Below are 21,267 nucleotides of genomic sequence, written 5' to 3'. Positions count from 1 at the left end.
ACTTTAAAGCACTTTCGGTGTATTCTTTTATCTTAAATTTCTCATATTTAACTTGCCTATATACTGTCATCTTGAGTGAAATAAAGGATTTTTATTTAAGAAAATAGTTACGATATAGAGATTCTTCATGTTACTCAGAATGACAAGTTTTCAAATAGGGTTTTGCTTTATTTAGTATTCACTTTCTAGAATTTTGTCTTAATTCACTTTTCATTTATTGTCAAGAATTTTTACTAAAGTGAGTATTTTAGTAACGAAATAATTAAAATTATAATAAATATAAATTATATAATTTGAATGTATTTTAAATAAAAAATTTCTAAATAAAATGATATTTATTATTATCTATAATTGTAAATATTTTATATCAAAAACAACTATTTTTCCATAAATAAAGTATAAATTTTTACAATTTTTTTTATCAAATTTATATAATATTTATCAAAAAAATTAAGATAAAATATAGTAAATAATAATATTTATTTTTTAAAATTAATTAGAATAATAAGTAAATATAAAATACAAAAACACTATCAAATTACTATAATATAGTGATTTTTAGAGTTCAAACTCTAATACTTATTGTTTAAATATAATTTAATATTAAATTTATTAAAATCAATTATAAAAATCTGCAAATTTTAAAAAGTAAATAAAAATTATCAAAGGTTGAAATATGGCAAAGAAAATGAGTTTAAGAAAGCACTTGGTTTTGAGCTTTGTGGCAAGCTCTATGCTTTATAATCAAGCGATTGCTTTACCTCAAGGGGGAAATTTCGTTCAAGGTGGTGGAAGCATCACTAGTGGCGGTGGAAATATGAATATCCACGGCAATGGTAACAATGGTAACCATGTCATCAACTGGGGTGGTGGTTTTAACATTGGCAAAGATGAAAGCGTTAATTTTAGTGGACAAGGACACCACAAATTCTTAAATCTTGACTATAGCAAAAACGCATCTCAGATTTATGGTCAATTAAACGGAAATGGTCATGATATTTTCTTAGTTAATCCAAACGGAACAATTATTGGCAACGGTGCAGTGATTAATACGGGGAAATTTGGTATTTCAACTGGAGCGATGAATGAAGCACAAATCAAAGAATTTGCAACAAGTGGTAAATTCTCTCCGGTTTTTTCTCCGGCTCAAAAAGGCACTATCACTATACAAGGTGATGCGATTTTAAATGTTAGTAACCTTCAGCTTGTGGGCAATAAAATCGTACTTAAAGACGGTATTAACATCAATCTTAAGGATAATAACGGTCAGTTAGGTAGTTTTGACGCACAAGCTCAATCCATCGAACTTTTAGGCGGAACTATCAGTGCAAATACTATAAATCTTAACACCACACCAAAGGATCAAGCAGTTACCGGCGAGATTAAAATTGGCAACATCCAAATCAACGATCTTACAAAAATGGATCTAAGCACTAAAATCCTTTATTTTAATAATGCAAATTTAGATTTACAAAATGCTGAATTAAATGCAAATGCTGAGCAAATTAATCTTGATGAAGCCACACTTAATGCAAAAACTATAAATTTCAATGCCACAAATAAAATCAAATCACTAGGATCAACCCTAAGTGCCACCGATATGACTTTACAAGGCACTAATGCCCTAGAATTTTCAAACTCAAATTTCAATGCCACAAATCTTGCCCTTTTACAAAGCAATTATATCAACCTTGATGACACCAGCTTCACAGCTTCAAATTTAAAACTACAAGCAAATGGCGATAAATCTCTTATCGATACCACAAATTCTAAGCTCACAGCAAATTCAAATTTAGATATAGATGGTGATCAGATTAAATTCAGCCAAGGTTCGACACTGACAAGCAAAGGCGAAGTAAACATCAAAGCAAATGATCAAATCGCCTTTGAAGATAGCGAGCTTGACATTACAAAGCTAGATATCGAAGCGACAAATCATATTTTATTCAAAAACTCAAGTATTAATAAAAACGAAGCTCAAAATAAAGGCGAATTAAGCCTTAAGAGCGAAAACGGCACGGTAAGCATTCAAGATAGCGACTTCACTCTTGACAGCTTTACTCTTAATGCTAATCAAGCAGAGTTTAAAAACAGCAATCAAACTCAAAACACTATCAAAGCCAACACTCTTGATTTTGATCTTAAAGATAAAATCATTGCACAAAATTACAATTTCAATGTCTCAAATTTAGATTGGAATGCAGGCAATTACATTCATTTAAACGGTTCAAAATTTGATCTTGGCACAAATGCAATTTTTGCTTCAAATCAAACTAAGATCGAAAATACCACTTTTAATGGAAATGATGCAACAACACTTGAATTTAAAGGATCAAACACAAATTCCATCATCGAAGTGGATGGCGGTAATACAAATATAAATGAAAATATAAACAGTGTTAAATTTAACGCAAATCGCATTAATATCAAAAATGGTAATATTAACGCCGCTTCAAATTTAGAGCTCATCAGTGATTATCTAGACATTACAGGCGGAAAATTAAAATCAAATGACACCCTAAAACTTGAAGGAAAAAATTATCTAGGCGTTACAAACTCAACCATCAACGCTAAAACCTTAACTTTATTGACTCAAAATTTAATTGAGTTAAAATCAGGTGCAAATTTAAACGCAACAAATATTGAATTTAAAAATAGCGAAAACACAACAAAAAATACCCAAGTCAATATCGAAAATGGCGCAACTATCACAGCCGATCAAGGTACACTTAAAATCTTACTTGACCGTATCAATGTTAAAGGCGGCACACTTAGTGCGAAAGATTTAAATTTAGAAGGTAAGCAAATCGCTATTACCGGCGGAGAATTAAAAGGCACGACTATCACTTTAAAAGGCGATGAGCTAATCAGCATTGATGGTGATACTGTAAAAATTGGAACTGATAGTACAACGGACTTAAATTTAGAAAGTGGAAATTTAATAGAAGTTAAAAAAGGCGCACTTACAGCCAGTAAAATTTCTATGAAGGCGGTTGATAACGATCCAAACGATGGTAAAAACCGCGGAACTATTGATTTGCTTGGTGGCACTATCACTGCTAAGACTAGCGATATAATTTTAATAGGTAGAGATATTAATTTTGGCGGTGCAAATATAAGTGCAAGCGGTAAAATCGACGCAGATGCGAGTAATTTAATCAGCGTAAGTGGTAGTGGAAGCATCACAGGTAATATTGATTTAAATGCAGAAAAAGAAATCAAAATTAATGGTAATCTAGGCGATGAAAACTCAAATATTACTCTAAATACACAAGGACAATTCAATGTCATAGGCGGAACGCTTAAAGCTAAAGATTTTGGTGTGAATGCTGGGGCTATTGATTTTAAAAACGCGAATTTAAAGGCTGGAAGCATTAAATTTGAAGCTCAAAATAAAATTTTAATTTCAGGAGATAGCACAAAAATTGAAGGCTCAAGCCTTATCTTAAATAGTGCAAATTTGATTGACATTTCAGGCGGTAGTTTAATCAGTTCTGGCACGATTAAATTCAATGATAATTTTGACAAAGACACAATCCAAGAGATTAAAATCAGCGGTGGCACGATAAAGGCAACTGGCGATTTAAGTGCAAATGCCGATGGTATTCACATTAGTGGGGGTGATATTGATGGGGCAAACATTAGTTTTAAAGCAAGTAATGATATTTCTATCAGTGGCAGCACGACTATTGATGCAGCAAATATCACTCTTGAAGGACTTGGTGCAAATGGTGGCATAAAAATCGACGCAGGTACCATCACAGCTACAGCTATGCTTAAACTCTTAGCAAATAACCGCATTACCATAGAGGGTGGAATCCTAAGTGGAAAAAGCGTTGATATCGCAGCAAATGGCAATGTAGAAAATGATATCCTAAAAGGCGGCCTTGTAGAGCTTAAAGGTGGAACAATTAAAGCAACTGGCAATGGTAAAGATGATATTTTCAGCATCAAAGGTAACGACATCGCCCTAAGTGGTAGCACCCTAGATGCAGCAAAAGATTTAAATCTTGAAGCCAAAAATTTACTTAATATCACAGGCGGCACGCTAAAAGTAGAAAATGGCAAGCTTATTTTAAACGGCGATAAAGAGGTTAAAATCAGCGGTGCAACTTTTACCACTTCAAAAGATAATACCACTTTAGAAGTAAAAAGCAGTGGCAAAGTTACTTATAATCAAACAAATGGCATGCTAAAAATAAATGATTTTACTATCACAAGTGGCGAAATTGATATCCAAGGTGGAACTATCGATGCAAAAGGTAATGTGAAATTCACTGCAAAAACCAATATCACTTTTAAAAACGCAACTCTAACCACACAAGGCGGTATCACATTTAAGGCTGATAAAGGCATTATTGTAGGACAAAAAGATTCTTCTAGAACAACACTTACAGCTAATGGTATCAGTTTTGAATCCAAAAACATACAAATTCAAACAGCAACTCTTAATGCCGGTACTGGCGATTTAAAACTCAAGGCAACAGAGCTTAAAGAGGGTGAAAAATACAAAGAAGGCGGTATCATCGAAATTTCAGATGCTAGTGAGCTAAGCGGTAACAACATTGACATACAAGGTTATGATGTAAAAATACAAGGCACAAATACCAAACTAACAGCAATACAAGATTTAAGCCTTAGTGCAAATAATATTCTTGAACTCAAAGACAGTAAAAACATTAGTGCTAAAAATGCCACTTTAAAAGCCATTGCTAAACTTTATATCGAAGGCGCAACCCTTAGTATGCAAGGAAATTTAAGCCTACTTAGTGCAAATTTGATTGATTTAAATAATGCGAATTTAAGTGCAACTGGCAATGTATCTTTTGCAAAGATTGATCCAGATTCAGGTTTGATTAATGGCAAAGAAGAAAATCAAAAACTTGGCGTCGTGGCAACCATAAGAGGCAATACTAATATCACTACAAACGGCGATAATGGCAATATCAGTTTTGCAGTTGATAAAGTCGATATTCAAAACGGAACACTCACAGCAAGCGGAGCATTTATATCAAATGGCGTGCAGTTTTATATGAGCGGTGGTGAAATTCTTGCTAGCGGTGCAGTGGATATAAGTGCGAATAATCATATTAATTTAACAGGCGGTTCCATCACAGGTAAAACATTAGACTTTTTGGGTAGTAATGTTATTGATATTAGCAATATGAAATTAACAGCTACAGGTGGTGGCATTAATATCACGGGTTTAAATAAAGTTAATATTAGTGGAGATAATAATTATTTTACAACTAAAAAAGGTGGAGATGAAGGGGCGAATACAGATATTGATATCATAGCGCCGGATTTAAAAATTGATGATCCACACACCGACATAGATGGCGATGGACAATTGAATATTGGCGGAAGCGAAAGTCTTGTTTATAATAAGCTTGATGGATCTAATCATATAGGAAATAAAGATATTAATCTAATCGGAACAAATTATTTGGGTATTTTTAACTCAACGATTCAAGGTTTAAATGTTAATTTCATCTCGAATAATTTCATTGAAGTGCAAAATTCAACCATTAGTTCTATAAATGGTGGAAACATTAGCTTTAAGGCTACAAACGGTGAGCATGATACAAAAATCAGCATAGTAAATTCAAATATCACTTCAGCTGGAAACATTAGTTTTGAAACAACTTACTTAATTATCAAAGGAAAAGTAAATTTAGGCGATGGTGTTGCAGGAAGCGGAAATGATACAATTATTAATGCAAGTGGCGATATTATTACTTCGGGTGTAAAAGAAATTTTCATCGAAAATGCAAATTTAAGCGCCGGTGGCAAAATAGGGCTTGATGGCTCTATGCTTTTAAGAATCACTGATTCTATCTTAAATGCAAATTCTTTGGTTTTAAGTTCAGCAAATTGGATCGATATTGCAGGTGGAAAATTCACAGCTAAAACTGGTGACATTTTACTTGGCAATGGAGAGAGTGGCAATGCAAAAGTTATCGATATCACAAATGGTGCGGAGCTTGATGCAAAAACCAATATTACTTTTAACGCCGAGCAAATCAATATCTCAAAAGATGAAGTAAATACAGACGAAGGTGCTAAGGCAGAAAGTAAAGATCCTGTTATTAAAGCTGGGGGTGACATTAACTTTAACGCGACTAATCTTATCCGTATAAGTGGCGGAAAATTTAATGCCAACAATATAATTCTAAAAGGCATTAAAGGTGTAGAAATCAAAGGTGACACTACAAGTATCACAGCAAGCGGAGCTTTGAAATTCTTAAGTGATAATTTGATCAATATCGAAGGTGGCGCTATCGATGCAGGTAGTGTGCAATTTGGCGCGACAAATGGTGACACAAGTAAATTAGCTATCAACTTAATCGGTGGTTCTATCACAAGTGATGGAGTAATCGATCTTGACGCAAATACAGTTAATATCACAAATGCAAATTTAAGTGGTGCAAGTATTGATTTTGCAGTGGCAGCTATGCTTTTAAATGGTAGCGCGACTTTAACTGCTACAGGCGAGCTAAAAATCAACGCAAGCGATAATATCCAAATCAAAGCAGGCTCACTAATCGGTGGAAATTTAAATTTATTATCTGGCAATCTTATCGATATCAGCGGTGGCACACTGACTTCAAATACTGGTGCTATCGTTTTAAATGCGACAAATAATCTAAATATTAAAAATGCGACTTTAAGTTCTCATGATAATATCGATCTTGACTCAAAAGTCATCAGCATAGACAACGCTAAAATCAAAGGCACAAGCCTAGATGCCACAGCGGATAATTTAACTCTTGCAAACCTTACAAACGGCGATGCGAATGCGAATTTTAATATCAGCGGCGCAGTTTCACTCACAGGTAAAAAATACCTTGGCATCACAGGCAGCACGCTAAGCTTTACAAGCCTAACTCTTGCTTCAAATAATTTAATCGAAATTGCAAGCTCAAATTTAAAAACAACAGGCGGAGCCTTTAAAATCACAGCTACGGATGCAAATCCAAGTGATGAATTTGGTGCAAGCATTAAAATCACAGATTCTATTCTTAGCTCAAGTGACACACTAAATTTAAAAGCTGATGCGATCAATTTAAGCGGTGCAACAACCGAGCTTAACGCGCAAAATGCTATAGATTTAACAGCACAACAAATCATCGCAGAAAATATCAAGCAAATCAAATCCACAGCTGGCGATATAAACCTAAACGCTAGCAATCACCTAAAAATCACAGGCGATACAGTTAGAACTCTCATCGAGGGCTTAAATATCAATATCATGGCCAATAACTTGGTTGAAATCACAAAGGTAGATTTAACAGCTAGTGCTGGAAATATCAACATCACAGGCGAAGATAAAAATTCACAAGATCAATTCGGCACAAAAATCGTTTTAAATGACGCGAAATTAGACGCAAATTCAAATAATGCAAACGATGGCAGAACAGGCAATATCAACATACAAGGCTTTGATCAAATCAATGTCGAAAATAAATCCGTATTAGACGCAGCTTACAATGTCTTATTAAATGCAAGCAAAAAAATCGTAATAAGCGGTGGCTCACAGCTTAAAGCCCTAAAAGACTTAACTTTAAGTGCAAAAGAAGCTGGTATTAACATAAAAGATGCAGAAACTTTACTTGACGCTGAAAATGTAAATTTAAAAAGTGGCGCTATTGTTTTAGAAAATGGCAAAATTTATGCGGATAATAGCATTAATTTTGGCAAAGCAGATGGCGCAAGTAATGTTTATGTAAAAATAGACAATGGCGAGCTAAAAACTGGCGTGGCTAATGATGGCAGTGCAGGAAGCATTAAATTTGGCGATAGTGCAAATCAAATTGATAAAATCGAAATCAACGGCGGTACTATCAGCACAGCCGATCTTGATGCATATGCAAGACAAATTGCTATTGCAAATGGCGCAGAAATCAGCGCAAATTTACTTGATCTTAGCGCGAGCGAGCTTTTGAAAATCAGCGGTGGAACCATCACTACTGGCACAGCAAATCTAATCGGTTCAAATATCATCGAAATCAGCGGCGGCACTATCAATGTGGGCAATACCTTAACAATGAAAAATGCAAACGGTGCGGATAATGTTTATATTAACATAAGCGGTGGAACTATCAACGCAGAGAATGCCAACCTAGACTTAGATGCTAAATTTATCGACTTTGCAAACGCAACCTTAAAAGCTAAAAACCTTGATGCTAACGCTTATGTATTAAATGTAAAAAGTGGCACTTTCACTATCAGCGAAGCGCTTAAATTTACAGGAAGTAATTATATCGATATCACAGGTGGAATTTTTAGTGCTAAAAATATCGATTTCATCTCAAATAATGTTATTTCCATAGCTAATGCAAGTTTAACTACTAATGAAGGTAATATCAACATTAGTGCCACTAAGGGCGAAGGACAACAAACAAGCACAAAAGTAGATATTAAAGACAGCACATTAACAGCCTCAGGTTCTGGCGAAAACGGTAAAATAAATATAGGCGCAGATACTATTAATATTAGTGGCGATAAAACTAAACTTGATGGAGCAAATAGTGTTTCTATTGATGCGAATTTCAATCTTGCCTTAAGCAATTTAACCAAAGATGCTCTAAAAGGCAATATCACTCTAAAAGCAGCCGATAGTCTTAAAATTACTGATAGTGTATTAGAGCTTACTTCTTTGACGCTTTTAAGTAACAATTACATCAGTATAAGTGGCTCAAATCTTAAAGCCACAAATGGCGATATTACAATAAAAGGTATTGCCAGTGATGATAGTTTGAAAGCTCTTGATATCTCAAATTCTATCATTAACGCGTCTAAGGCTTTAAATTTCAAAGCAAATAAAATTTATGCAAGCGGTGATAAAACCGAATTTACAAGTGGTGCAACTTTAAGTTTCATCGCAACTTCTTTAATCCTTGATGGCATTAAGTCCATAACAAGTGGTGGTGATGTTAAACTTAGTGGAAGCAATGTGGTGCAAATCAAAGGTGGTAGTACTAAAATGGATTTGAATTTCAATGGAAATTTAGCCGATATTAACTCAAATAATGTGATTGAAATTTCAAATGCTGATATTGATATGACAAAAGGCACTTTGAGAATCACCGCAACAGATACCAATAACGGTGATAATCTTGGAACTAAAATTTCTATAGAAAATTCTGATATTGATATCAAAAAAGTAAATAACGGTGCTTATGGTCACATAGAAATCGGTGCTGATCAAATCAATGTTAAAAACTCAACCCTTAATGCAGATAACAAAGTCCAACTCGTAGCCAACACAAAACTTGTTTTAGACACTATCACAGCAAATGCTGGCTTAAATATGATTTTTAAAGGTTTAAGCGGTGGCATAAGTGTGAATAATTCTACCCTTTCAAGCACTGGAGATATGGAGTTTGCAAGCAATGGCTATACCGAGCTTAAAGGTGGCACAAAATTAAAATCAGATGCAATGATTAAATTCTATGACACAACAGGACAAACTAGTGCTTTAGTCCTTGATGGCGTAACTATATCAGGCAAAAGTGAAGGTAAAAAACCAAGCATAGAATTTGCAAATGATAGCACCAAAATTACAGGTGGAAGCATTGATGCAAAACAAATTGACACTAAATTTACTGCAAGATTTGAACTCTTAAATTCAGCTGCCATCACAGCTGAAATTTTAAATCTTAACGCGAGCAATTACCTAAATATCGCAAATGGCACCACTTTAAGTGCTAGCGGTGCAATAACACTCACAGCGGCAAATATGGCAGTTTTAGCTGGACAAATCACTGGCGCAAACATTAGCGTAAATGGCGGAACAACCGGGACTATTGATATCAGCGGTAAATTAGAAAGCACAAGCGGTGATTTAAATATAGCTGGTGCAGATATATTCATCAAAAATAGTGCGGTTTTAAAAGCAAAAACAAATTTAACACTTGATGCCGAAAATCAAATTCTAATCGGCGAAGAAGCAACCAAAGCAGAAAATCAACCAAGCCTAAGCGCCGAAGGCTCAATGACAATCGATGGCAAAGGTCAGGTTGTAATGTACTCAGGTGCACTAAATGCTACTAGATCTCTAGCTTTCATCAGCCAAAATTTAATCGATTTAAATGCTGGCACTATCACAGCAACTAATGGCGATATTACTTTCACAGCAAGCGGAACTTCAAAAGACGATCCAAATACAAAAACAGGGACAATTAATCTTGATGGTACAACGATAAGTGCAAATGGTGAAAATTCAAAAGTAAAATTTGAAGGCGAGCAACTTAATATCAACGCAGGAAGCGTAAGCGCAAAAAGCATAAGTGCTGATATGGAAAATAAAATCATCGCAAAGGGTGGTAAATTTAATGCTGGTACTATCAGCCTTGATGGTAAAAATGCACTTGAATTAAATGGTGGTGAGAATGGCTTTAAATTTGAAAATGCAAAAGATCTTGATTTAATCAGTGTAGGCAAATTAAGCCTTGTTAATATGAGCTTAAATGCTAATACAATTGATCTTAAATCAAATCAAATTGATATTAATGGTGGTAGCATCACAGCAAACGGCGCGCTAAATATCGATGCAACAGCTGGCAGTGGCAATACAGGCGGTAAAATCACAGTTAATGGCGGCACAACCTTTAGTGGTAGCACTGTGAATTTCAGTGCAAGAAATGATATCAACATAAGCGGCAACAGCACCATTACAAGCAAATCAAGCGTGCAAATGCTAGCAGGAAATTGGATCAGTCTTGATGGAGTGACTATCAGCGGAACAAGCTTTAAAATCGCTGGTTTAGAAGGTAATGATTTAAATTTAGCAGAGCTTAAAAATACAAAAATCAACAGCGAAAACATGCAAAGCATAGATTTAGCCGCTCAAAGTATTAATTTACAAGGCTCAGACCTTAAAGCAAGTGGCGCTATCAAAGCCACAGCCACAGGCGGAACACTTATCATTAAAGATACCAAGCTAGAAAGCACCGCAAGCAATATCGCGCTAAGTGGGGATAAGCATTTACAGGTAGATGGCACAAGTGTGATTAAAGGCATTTCTCTAAGCTTTGCAAGTAAAAATTGGATAGAGCTTAAAGGCGGCGATATCACAGCAACAGCAGGTAATATCACCCTAACAGCAAGCGGTGAAGAAAATGGTCAAAAAACTGGAACTATAGATTTTAGCGGTGCAAATGTCACTGCAAATGGCAAAGCTGGTAGCACTAAAGAGCAAGATACAGGAAGCATTTATGCAAATGGCGAGCAAATCAATATCACAGGCGGAACTATCACAGCAAATGTAGATTTCCTAGTTGATGCTGAAAATATCGCAAAAATGACAGGTGGAATTGTAAATGTGACAAGACAACTCACACTCGATGGTAAAAATAGAGTCGAAGTTACAGGCGGAGAGCTTGGCACAGATATTAATGATCTTGTTTTCCTAACCGAAAGACACATTAAACTTGGCATTGATATTACAACTGATAATCTAACTTTGGAAGGTGAGCAAATCACGCTTACTGGAAATACCATTAACGCAGATAATTTATATCTAAAAGCCTTAAAGCAATCAGGCGAAGCAAATGTAGGTGGTATAGTCGAGCTTTTAAATGCGACACTCAATATCTCTACTTTATTAGATATACAAGCAAGAAATAACATTAAATTTAGTAACTCAAATATTAATGCACAGAATGCAGCTGTAAAACTTTTAGCACAAAATAATAATATCTCTATAACAGGTGGTAGCATTAAGTCAAAAAGCCTTGTAATGCAAGCTAAAAATTTAATTGATCTAAGCAACACTAGTGTAAATGTAAGCGGAAATGACGCACTTTATATCGGTGGCATTAAAGGTGAAGATAATAAAGATACATCAGCACAGCAAGTTAATATCAAAAATTCAGATATTTATGCAAATAATGGCATCACCATCAACGCAAGCAATAAGATTAAAATTACTGGTGAAAATACTAAAGAAGATTATTTAAAAGGAAACTCTGGTAAAATCACTCTTAATGGTGGTGAGCAAATTAGTATTTCAGGCGTTACGGTAGGTGGAACTGGAATTGACTTTAAAGCACAAGGCAGTGTAGGTAGAATTGATCTTAATAATGTAGAGCTTTGGGCGAAAAATCAAACTGTTAGCCTACAAGCAAATGAAGGTATCAATATAAACGGCGGTTTCATTAAAGAAAATGGGGGTATTGATTTTGATGCAAAAGATATCGAGCTTGTAAGTACAAATATAGAAAGCACGGGTAAAATTGATCTAAACGCACAAAATCAACTCATCATTGACGGCACAACTTTAAATGCTGGAACAGCTGATATTGCTTTAAATGGAAATAATCAAATTCTAGTAAAAGGTACTTCAAATATTTTAGGACACGCTTTAACTTTCTTAAGCAAGAATTTGATTGATTTGCAAAGCGGAAATATCACAGCTAATAATGGCGATATCACTTTCACAGCAAGCAACGGCGAGACTGGCGAAGCTGCAAGAGGAACTATTAAATTTGGTGGTGCGGTTATCAAAGCAACAGGCACTGGCGAAGGCAAAGGTGATATCAAAGCTAACGCAGAGCAAGTAAACATCACAGGCGGAAGTGTAACAGCAGAGAATTTCCATGCAAAAGGAAACAATCAAGTAATGATGAATGGCGGAAGCCTTGATATCAGTGGGCAACTTATACTTGAAGGTACTGAAAAAGTCAGCGTTACAGGTGATGCAAAACTTGGAACAAAAATTAACGACCTTGTTTTCTTGTCTAAAAAATACATTGAATTAGGTATTGATATTAGCGTTGCAAATCTTACTTTAAGAGCACAACAAATCAGATTAAATGGTGGAACTTTTAATATCACAAACAATTTCTTCCTTGATGCAGGTGATAAGTATGATTGGACTGATGCGCCGAGTGAGGATCTAAAAGGTACGCAAACTATTGATGGTAATCAAGGTGTAGTTAAAATCACAAATGGAGCCGTTATTAACGCGGGCAATTTTAAGGTTTGGGGTAAAAACTGGGTTTATGTAGATGGTGGATCAACTATCAATGCAAATAGCGTGATGTTTGATAGTGATAATTTAATTGAACTTACAAATGCAAAAATTAATGCTACAAATATAGACTTTGATGCTGGAAAAGCTATAGTTGTGGGCGGTGGTTCTGTAATAAAAGGCAAGGGCGAAAATGAAAAGTCTAATATAGACTTTAAAGCTCAAAGTATTTTACTTGGCTATACTTTAGATAAAGAAAAAGGCGAGGGCGAGGGCGAAAATGAATGGACTAAATTTACAGCAAAACAAGATGGCGAAGGTATAATCACTAAGATCGATGCTATAGATTTTTATTTAAACAATATTAATAAAACTTATGACGGTTTAGTTCAATTTGGTGGAAATTTACAAATCAATGTAAATAGACTTTTTGTGAATCATAAAAGCTCAAATGGTTCAAACACAATACAAAATGCAGGATATGTTAAAGATATTTTAATCGAAGGTAATGCAAATATTACCGCATCAGTGCAAATAGCACTCCAAGCAAGCAATCTCATCAAAATGACAGGTGGAACTTTAGACGCAAAAACCATCAATTTTATGCAAAATAGCGATAAAAATGTAAAACCAGATGTAGAAATCAGCGGTGGTACTATAAAGGCAAGTGAACTATTTAAAGTTAATTCAGATGATATTATAATCAGCGGTGGTACTATAAATACTAAAAATCTAGACTTTGATGCGGCTAATGTGATTGAAATGAGTGGTGGTAAAATCACTGCAAGCGGCACAGCTGCTTTTGATGCGGCAAATCAAATCACCCTAAGTGGTGGAACTATCACAGGTAAAACTTTTACTTTCAATGCTACAAGCGAAAAAGGCAAAGTGGTATTTAAAGGCAATGCAAATATTAATGTAGAAACTCTTAGTGTAAATGCAAAACAAATCGAAGTTAAAGATACTGCAAGTTTAAGTGCAAACATGTTAGAGCTTTTAGCACAAAATCTTATTGATATCACAGGCGGTACTATAGGTGCTGATAGTGACAATGTAAAACTAAAAGCTCAAAAAATCGCAATGAGTGGTGGTACAATTGATGGTGCAAAAGTAGATTTAATTGCAACTAAACTCTTTACAATGTCAGCGGGTAATATTTACTCAAATATTATTAACATTAAAGACAATGATGGCGCTCAAACCAACGCAAGTACAACAGGCACAGTGGTAGAAATCAGTGGTGGAAATCTTGGTAAATATGACAAAACCGCTACGCTTAATATCGATGCGGATAAAATCAGTGTATCAGGTGATGCTAAAACTCAAATTTACTCAAAAAATGGCACGACTTTTGATGCGAAACAAATAGCCATCAGTGGTGGTGTCATCAGTGGTGATAATATCATTCTAAAAGGAAGCGAAAAAGTTGGCATAAGTGGCAATGCTATATTCCTTGCAGGCAACCCAGTTAATGGCACTTTAAAACTTCTCTCTGACAATCTAATCGAAATTTCAGGCGGTGAATTTGAAATAAAAACTGAAATTAATGGTATCACAGGCACAGGCACAACAGCGGATAATAAATCAAGCCTTGCTGAGCTCATCATTACAGGTGGAGCATTTAAAGATCAGATTCACGCTTATGCGAAAAATATCAACTTCGCAGGTGGCACAGTGAGCTTTGAAAATACAAGTGCAAGCTTTAATGCGAGCAATTATCTAAAATTCCTTGATGCGACTATAAACACTACAGGTACTACAGCCCTTGCATTTAACGCAACAAACAGTATTTTAGCAAGTGGTGCAAGCTTTAACGCAGAAGCTGGCAAAGGCACTATCACTTTCCAAACCACAGGTGAAAATGGATATATAGGCTTTGTAAAAAGTGAGACAAAAGGTTCAAGTATTAACGGTTTTGAAAATGTAAGTCTAAATTCAAGCAAAGGCTTAGAGCTTAAAGAAACAACTATCAACACTAAAAACTTGAAACTTACTTCAAAAGATGATATGAGTATTGCTTCAAGCACACTTACAACAGATAGTAGTCTTAAAATCGATGCAGGTCAAGACTTAGCAGTAAAAGATTCAGCTATCAACATAAACGGTGGAATCGGTGAGAATGACAACAGTATCAAAGCAGGTGCTAGCATTTTATTTGATAACTCAAAACTCGCTTTAAACAACGGCTCAAAAGCAAGCATTGTAGCTACAACCACCTTTAAAGCCTTAAATTCACAGCTTAGCGTTTTGGGCACTTCGACTTTAAATGCAAATGCTAAAGATATTATTATCGAAGGTGCAAAAGATGGTCTTTCAGCCCTTTTAGGTGGTGGATCAACTTTAAATCTTGTAGCAAATAATGTAATGGATCTTAAAAATGCTACTTTCAAACATCAAAATTCAACAGGTGCAGGAAATAATCAATTCAACTTCAAAGCTAATAAAATCAATGCAAACACAGTAAGCTTTGCAAAAAATGGTGATGGTGCTTCGGTTGCTGATGTAAGATTTACTGGCGTGAGTGAGGAAGGAAAGAATGCAAATGATGTGATTAATCTTGAAAATATTAATGTTGATGCAAATAGCAACTTTACCGCTAACGCACAAAATATTGATTTAAAAGGTAATAACAGCTTTGCGAAAGCAGCAAGTTTAACAGCACAAAATCTTCTAAGCATTGCAGGCACACTCACAGCAAAAGATTTAAGCCTAAATTCCTATAAAGAACTCACAGCAAATGCAGCGACTTTCAAACTAAGTGGAACAAATAATTTTAAAGCTAATTTCCAACGCTATACTAATTCAAGCTTTACAAGCCAAGATGCAAATTCAAAAGCAAATATTAACTTCGCAAATTTAACTGGCGGAAATACAGAAAGCAAAATCGAGTTTTTAACAGGCACGAATTTTAAAGATTTAAATGCTATTAATGTAGACGCAAAAGGTATTTTAATAAAAACTGGTACCGGTGAAAATCAAGGCTTTATAAGTGGTATTGGCACCATTGATATAGATGCTTCAAATGAGCTTAAAATTGAAGGCTCAAATATCAATGCAAATACGATAAATTTTGATGCGAAGTATCTTCTTATCAATGCTAGTTCTAAACTTGTAGGCAATACAGTTAAACTAAATTCTGACGGCTATGCAAGTGCTTATCTAAAAATTGATAATGCTACCATTACAGCTAGTGATAGTTTAACACTTGGCACAGATAATAAAGCAGGTTCGGTTATTGATATCTTGAATAATTCAAGTATTACTTCAAATAAATCTGCAAATATTTATGCTGATGCAATTAATCTTAAAAATTCACAGCTTGTACTAAGTGGAAGTTCATATATTAAAGCTCTAAGCAAATTCTTAGCAAGCAATGACACCGCTAAAACCTCTATTAAACTAAGTGGTGACTTAACCATTGATGGCGGTAGAGAGATAGAATTTAACAAAGCGAATATTGAAAAATCAGGCGATACGGCTAATATGTGGCTAAGAACTACAAATGCAGCAGGTAGTGGAAATAACGGCAAGATTAAGATTATAGGTTCAAGTTTTGGATCTGATAGTAATGCACTTGATAAGCTCCATATCTATAACGCATCTGGTGACAATGCTGGCGCAAATGATTTGGTCATTGATGGTTCAACCATTAATGCTAAAGATATGATTTTTAAACTTGCTAACCGCATTGATATTAAGGGCGATTCTAATATCGCTGGTGGTAAGTTAGTTGTTACCAATGCAAAAGATATGATAGTAGATAATTCAAATCTTAATATTACCAATATTGATTTAGCTTTAAGTAATTTGATTGAATTTAAAAATACTACAGAAATCATTGCAAATTATCTCAAAGTAAGTGGTAAACAAGCAACATTTGATAATGCAAATCTTAAAGTAAGTGGTGCAACTAAAGATACTGATGTGGGTGGAATTTTCACAGAGCAAATCCTTTTCAAAAACTCTATTTTCACTCTAAACAGTGGCAGATTTGCTTTTGGTAATGCTTCAACTAAATATGTAAAATTTGAAAACAATAAAGATAGTGGCAAAGGTCTTTGGGTAAATGGCACTAATGGTGGCACTTTAACTTTTGAAGGTCAAAAAATTGATTTTATAAATTCGCAGCTTACTACAAATAATAACACTCAAAATATCAACTTTAATTCAACTGGTGATATAAACTTTAATAACGCAAACTTTTACGCTAACGGTGGCACAACAAATTTCTATATCGGAAGTAGAAATAACGCTACGCTAAATATCAACTTCGTAAACACTGTTTTTGAAGAAAAAAATGGTGCGACAACTCTTCTTGATATTATGGCTAAAACAAAAGATAACAAAGGCGGTAAAGTCAATCTTGCAGGACTTAAAATGACAAATGAGTTAGATAATTTTAAAGTTAATGCGAATTGGATTGATATTGCAAATGGTGCAGATATTAAAGCAGGAACTGTAGATCTATCTACCCCAGGTAAAATTGTAATGACAGGCGGAACCATTACAGCAAATACCTTTAAAACTTCTTCGGGTGCAGGAACTGGTATGGTATTTTTACGCGGTGGAAATTTAAATGCAAATACTATTACTTTAGGTGGTAAAGAAGTTCAAATTTTAGCCGAAGATAAGCAAGGCAAAGGCACAACCATACATGCAAAAGATGGTAAAAATAATGTAAGTAAAGTTACTATTGATACAACGGGCTATGTTAATGCTAGCACTGTATTTGCTAATGAAATTTACAATAAATCCGGTTGGACTTCTATGAATATCTCAGAATTAATGAGTGGTGCATGGAGTGGTAAACAGGGTCCGAAAATGACAGGTGGAGCTAAATCTTATCTTAACATTGCAACCAATTCTAACGCTTCAAGTAATGCTAGTGAATGGTATCAATTTGTAAAATGGTTTAATGATGGAACAAGCGGAATTAACTCTTATGATCAATATAACTTGCTTAATGATATTGATTTTGGTGGAGCTAATTTAACTAGCAATAATTCTTTTGGTATCATTAATAAATTTGAAAATCAAACCTTTAATGGTCAAGGACATACGCTTAATAATTTCCGTATAGGTGATACAAATAATAGATATCAATATGGTACTTATGTTGGACTTATTAGAGAAGCTAAAAATTCTACTTTTGAAAATGTTCAAATTACTAATGCTCAAATGTATTTGAGTGGTTCAACTATCACTCATGCGGGGCTTTTGGTAGGTAAAGCAGATTCTAATTCAATGTTTAGAAATATTAAGTTGGACAATTCCATAGTAGATGCTACTCTTAATAATAACAGCAGTGCTTATATAGGAAGCATTGTAGGAGCTGCTTTAGGCGGATCAAATTTCGAATATATTGATGCTAATAATATAACCGTAAAAGGTAAAAATAATAAATATACTTATGTAGGCGGGATTGTAGGGCAAACTTATGGCAATGCTAATATAAATCATATATATATTTCTAATTTTAAAGTTTCTGCAGAATCTACAGATCAGAATAGTCGTGCTTTTGCTGCAGGATTTATTGGACTTATTGGAAGTTTTGATGATGAGAGCCAATTTTTCACAGGAACAATTTCAGATATTGTGATTGATTCTGGCAATGATAGTTATGTTAGTGCAAAGAGTCCATGGTATGGCTCAACTGGAGGAAATCCAAATTATGCTTCTATGTTTGCAAATTTCCCTTCCACATATTCTAGATGGAAAGATTATAGCATTAATTTTAATAATGTATTCATTAACATAAGAGGCAATGATATGCTTTCAGTCTCAGGTGGAAAAGATAGCAGTGTGTCATTTTTTATTGCAGGAGATATTAGAGGTATGGGAGGAAATTGGGATTATAATAATCCTAGAATTAAACTAAACAATACTCACATATATGTTAATTATGGCGGTCAAATGAATAATAACAATGGTGTGGATAATTTGTTGTTAGACTATAATGGACTTGCAAGTAAATTTGAAGGTAGTGTATATAGAAATACTAACAAAGATCAGTTTTTAAATAAGGTAAAATCTCAGTATCCATCATGGAATAATGGTTTTTACAATCCAGATATCAAAGGTCCTGATACTCCAAGTGATATGGTGGTTATTGGTGATGAAAACAGTGGTATCAACTGGAATGATAGCTACACAGCTGGTAATGCAAAAGACGATGTAAATGACGCACCAATTGGTAATGAACTAGGCGATACTACCTATAATGAAGCGGATAAAATCACAAATGATAATACTGCTGGTAATACAGGCGATATTATTATCACTGATGGTGGCAAATACACTGGAGCAAATCCTATAGATGATATCAACCACGACTATAATGCTGGCAATATTGAAGATAGCACAAGTACAGGAAATTCTGGCTTAGGAAGTATTAATGTTGGACCAATTAATGATCTTGATAATAGTGTAAAAGATACCGTAATCGATAGTATCACAGATAATAATACCGAGGTAGGCGATAATAATGGTGAAACAATTGGTGATCTAAATGATGAAATCAAAGATACCATCAAGGGTGATACAAGCACTACTCCAAAAGATGATATAGGCAATGTAGCAGATGCTGGAGATACAACCATTGATAAAATCACTGATGATAATGTGGATAAGATTAAAGGCGATGATGACTTTAGCACAAGCACAGGCGATGATGTAACTACTGGTGATATAGATACAAGCAAACCTGAGTATAAACCAGAAGGTGGTGGCGACACAAGTACAGGTAAAGATGAAAGTGGCAAACCAAGCTGGGATGATAATAACAATATACAAATTCCAGATATAGGAACTGGTGGTGATGTAAACACAGGTGGAACAGATCCTATCATAAATAATCCTGATCATGGAGACAATGGCGGTGGAAATATCAATGTAGATGTGCCTGAGTATAAGCCTATAGATGATGGCGAAAATACCAAAGTTGATCCTATCATCCCTGAAGATAAACTACCTATTGATCCTATTACACCTCCAGGTGGAAGCGATCCTATCTGGGATATAGGAAATAAACCAATCACCGGTGGCGATAAAGGCGATATGAGTGGAAGTACTGGTGCAGGAAGCAATGAAAGTAATGATATTGAAGGTAGTTTTGCAGATGGCGGTAATGTAGGCGGTGCTGAAAATACCGATAAAGACTATAACGAGATCAATAATGGAAACAACGATAGCGATATCGCAATCAGTGGTGATGATACAGTAAATAGCGGTGGCGAATGGACTGATAAAGGCGAGATAGAAGATAGTGAGTATACCTTCAAAGCAAATAGTGTCGATGAAAAAGGCGATGTGATCTTAGGTGAAGGCGACTTTGACTCTTGGGTTTTAAATGGAATTTTAGATGAAGTGAAAAATAAATTTTTAGAACTTGGCATTGAAGATCTTGACACTGCCTTAAAACTCATCGACTCAGGCTCGTATGCAGAGCTTGGAAAGCTTTTGGGGCTAAATGAAGTGCAAACAAATGAATTTGCACAAGGTATAGACTTCTTGAAGGCTTTCTATGGCGAAAATGGTGCTGGAAGCTTGCTTGCTGGCTTCGCAGATGAGAATTTGAAAAAATTCGATGGCGATGTGAAAAATCTTAAAGATGTCGCACAAAACATCAAAAATGATAGCTTCGGCAATAAGGGAGATGATGGTAAGTATAGTGGCGGAATTTTGGGTGATTTTAATGAGTTTTTGAAAAATTTAGAACAATTTAAAAATCTTTCAAATCAGCTTAACGCGCTTATCAAAGATTTACAAAGTGGCAAATATGGCGAGGCTGGAAGTGCTGGATACGAAAATGCGTATAAGAAATATGAGAGCTTAAGAACACAAACTCTTAGTCTTAAAGCACAATTAGAAAGTACATCAAAAGGCATTAGTGATGCAATAGCTAAGGTTTTTGTAGACTCAAATAGTCATTTTAAAATCATCGATAAAAACAATGTGTTAGATACAAGTGGTTTAGATGTGCCAAGCTATGAAAAAGAGCAAGGTAGAGAAGAGCCTGACTCTCCAAATTCTAGACTTTTTGCTGAAGATAAAACAGATGAAAATCAAGAAGTTATTGATACTAATGGTGGTAATATCGATGAAACTGCAGGCAAACAAAAAGCAAGACTTTGCATCGTTAGCGATAATGCTAAAGCGATGAATCCTTGCTTGGCGATGGGAGATTGATCCTCCCCTCCTTTTTTTGTTTCGTTGCGCCCGTCATGCGAAGCGCAGCGAAACATTTCTATTTAAACTATCTATTTTAGAATTCTACCTCGCCCTTTTTTCAA

At 34.9% G+C, this 21,267-nt stretch carries 1 protein-coding gene; it reads left to right on the top strand.

Annotated elements, in window-relative coordinates:
* Positions 1 to 676 precede the first annotated feature (676 nt).
* On the top strand, positions 677 to 21,163 hold the full coding sequence (locus tag AAH949_RS07090; RefSeq protein ID WP_348518340.1) for a hypothetical protein: 20,487 nt from the start codon (positions 677 to 679) through the stop codon (positions 21,161 to 21,163).
* The last annotated feature ends 104 nt before the right edge of the window (positions 21,164 to 21,267 follow it).

It is taken from the genome of Campylobacter sp. CCS1377 (genome assembly GCF_040008265.1).
Lineage (GTDB): Bacteria > Campylobacterota > Campylobacteria > Campylobacterales > Campylobacteraceae > Campylobacter_D.
Note: the sequence above shows the minus strand (reverse complement) of the source record. Positions and strands in the feature narration are given on the sequence as shown.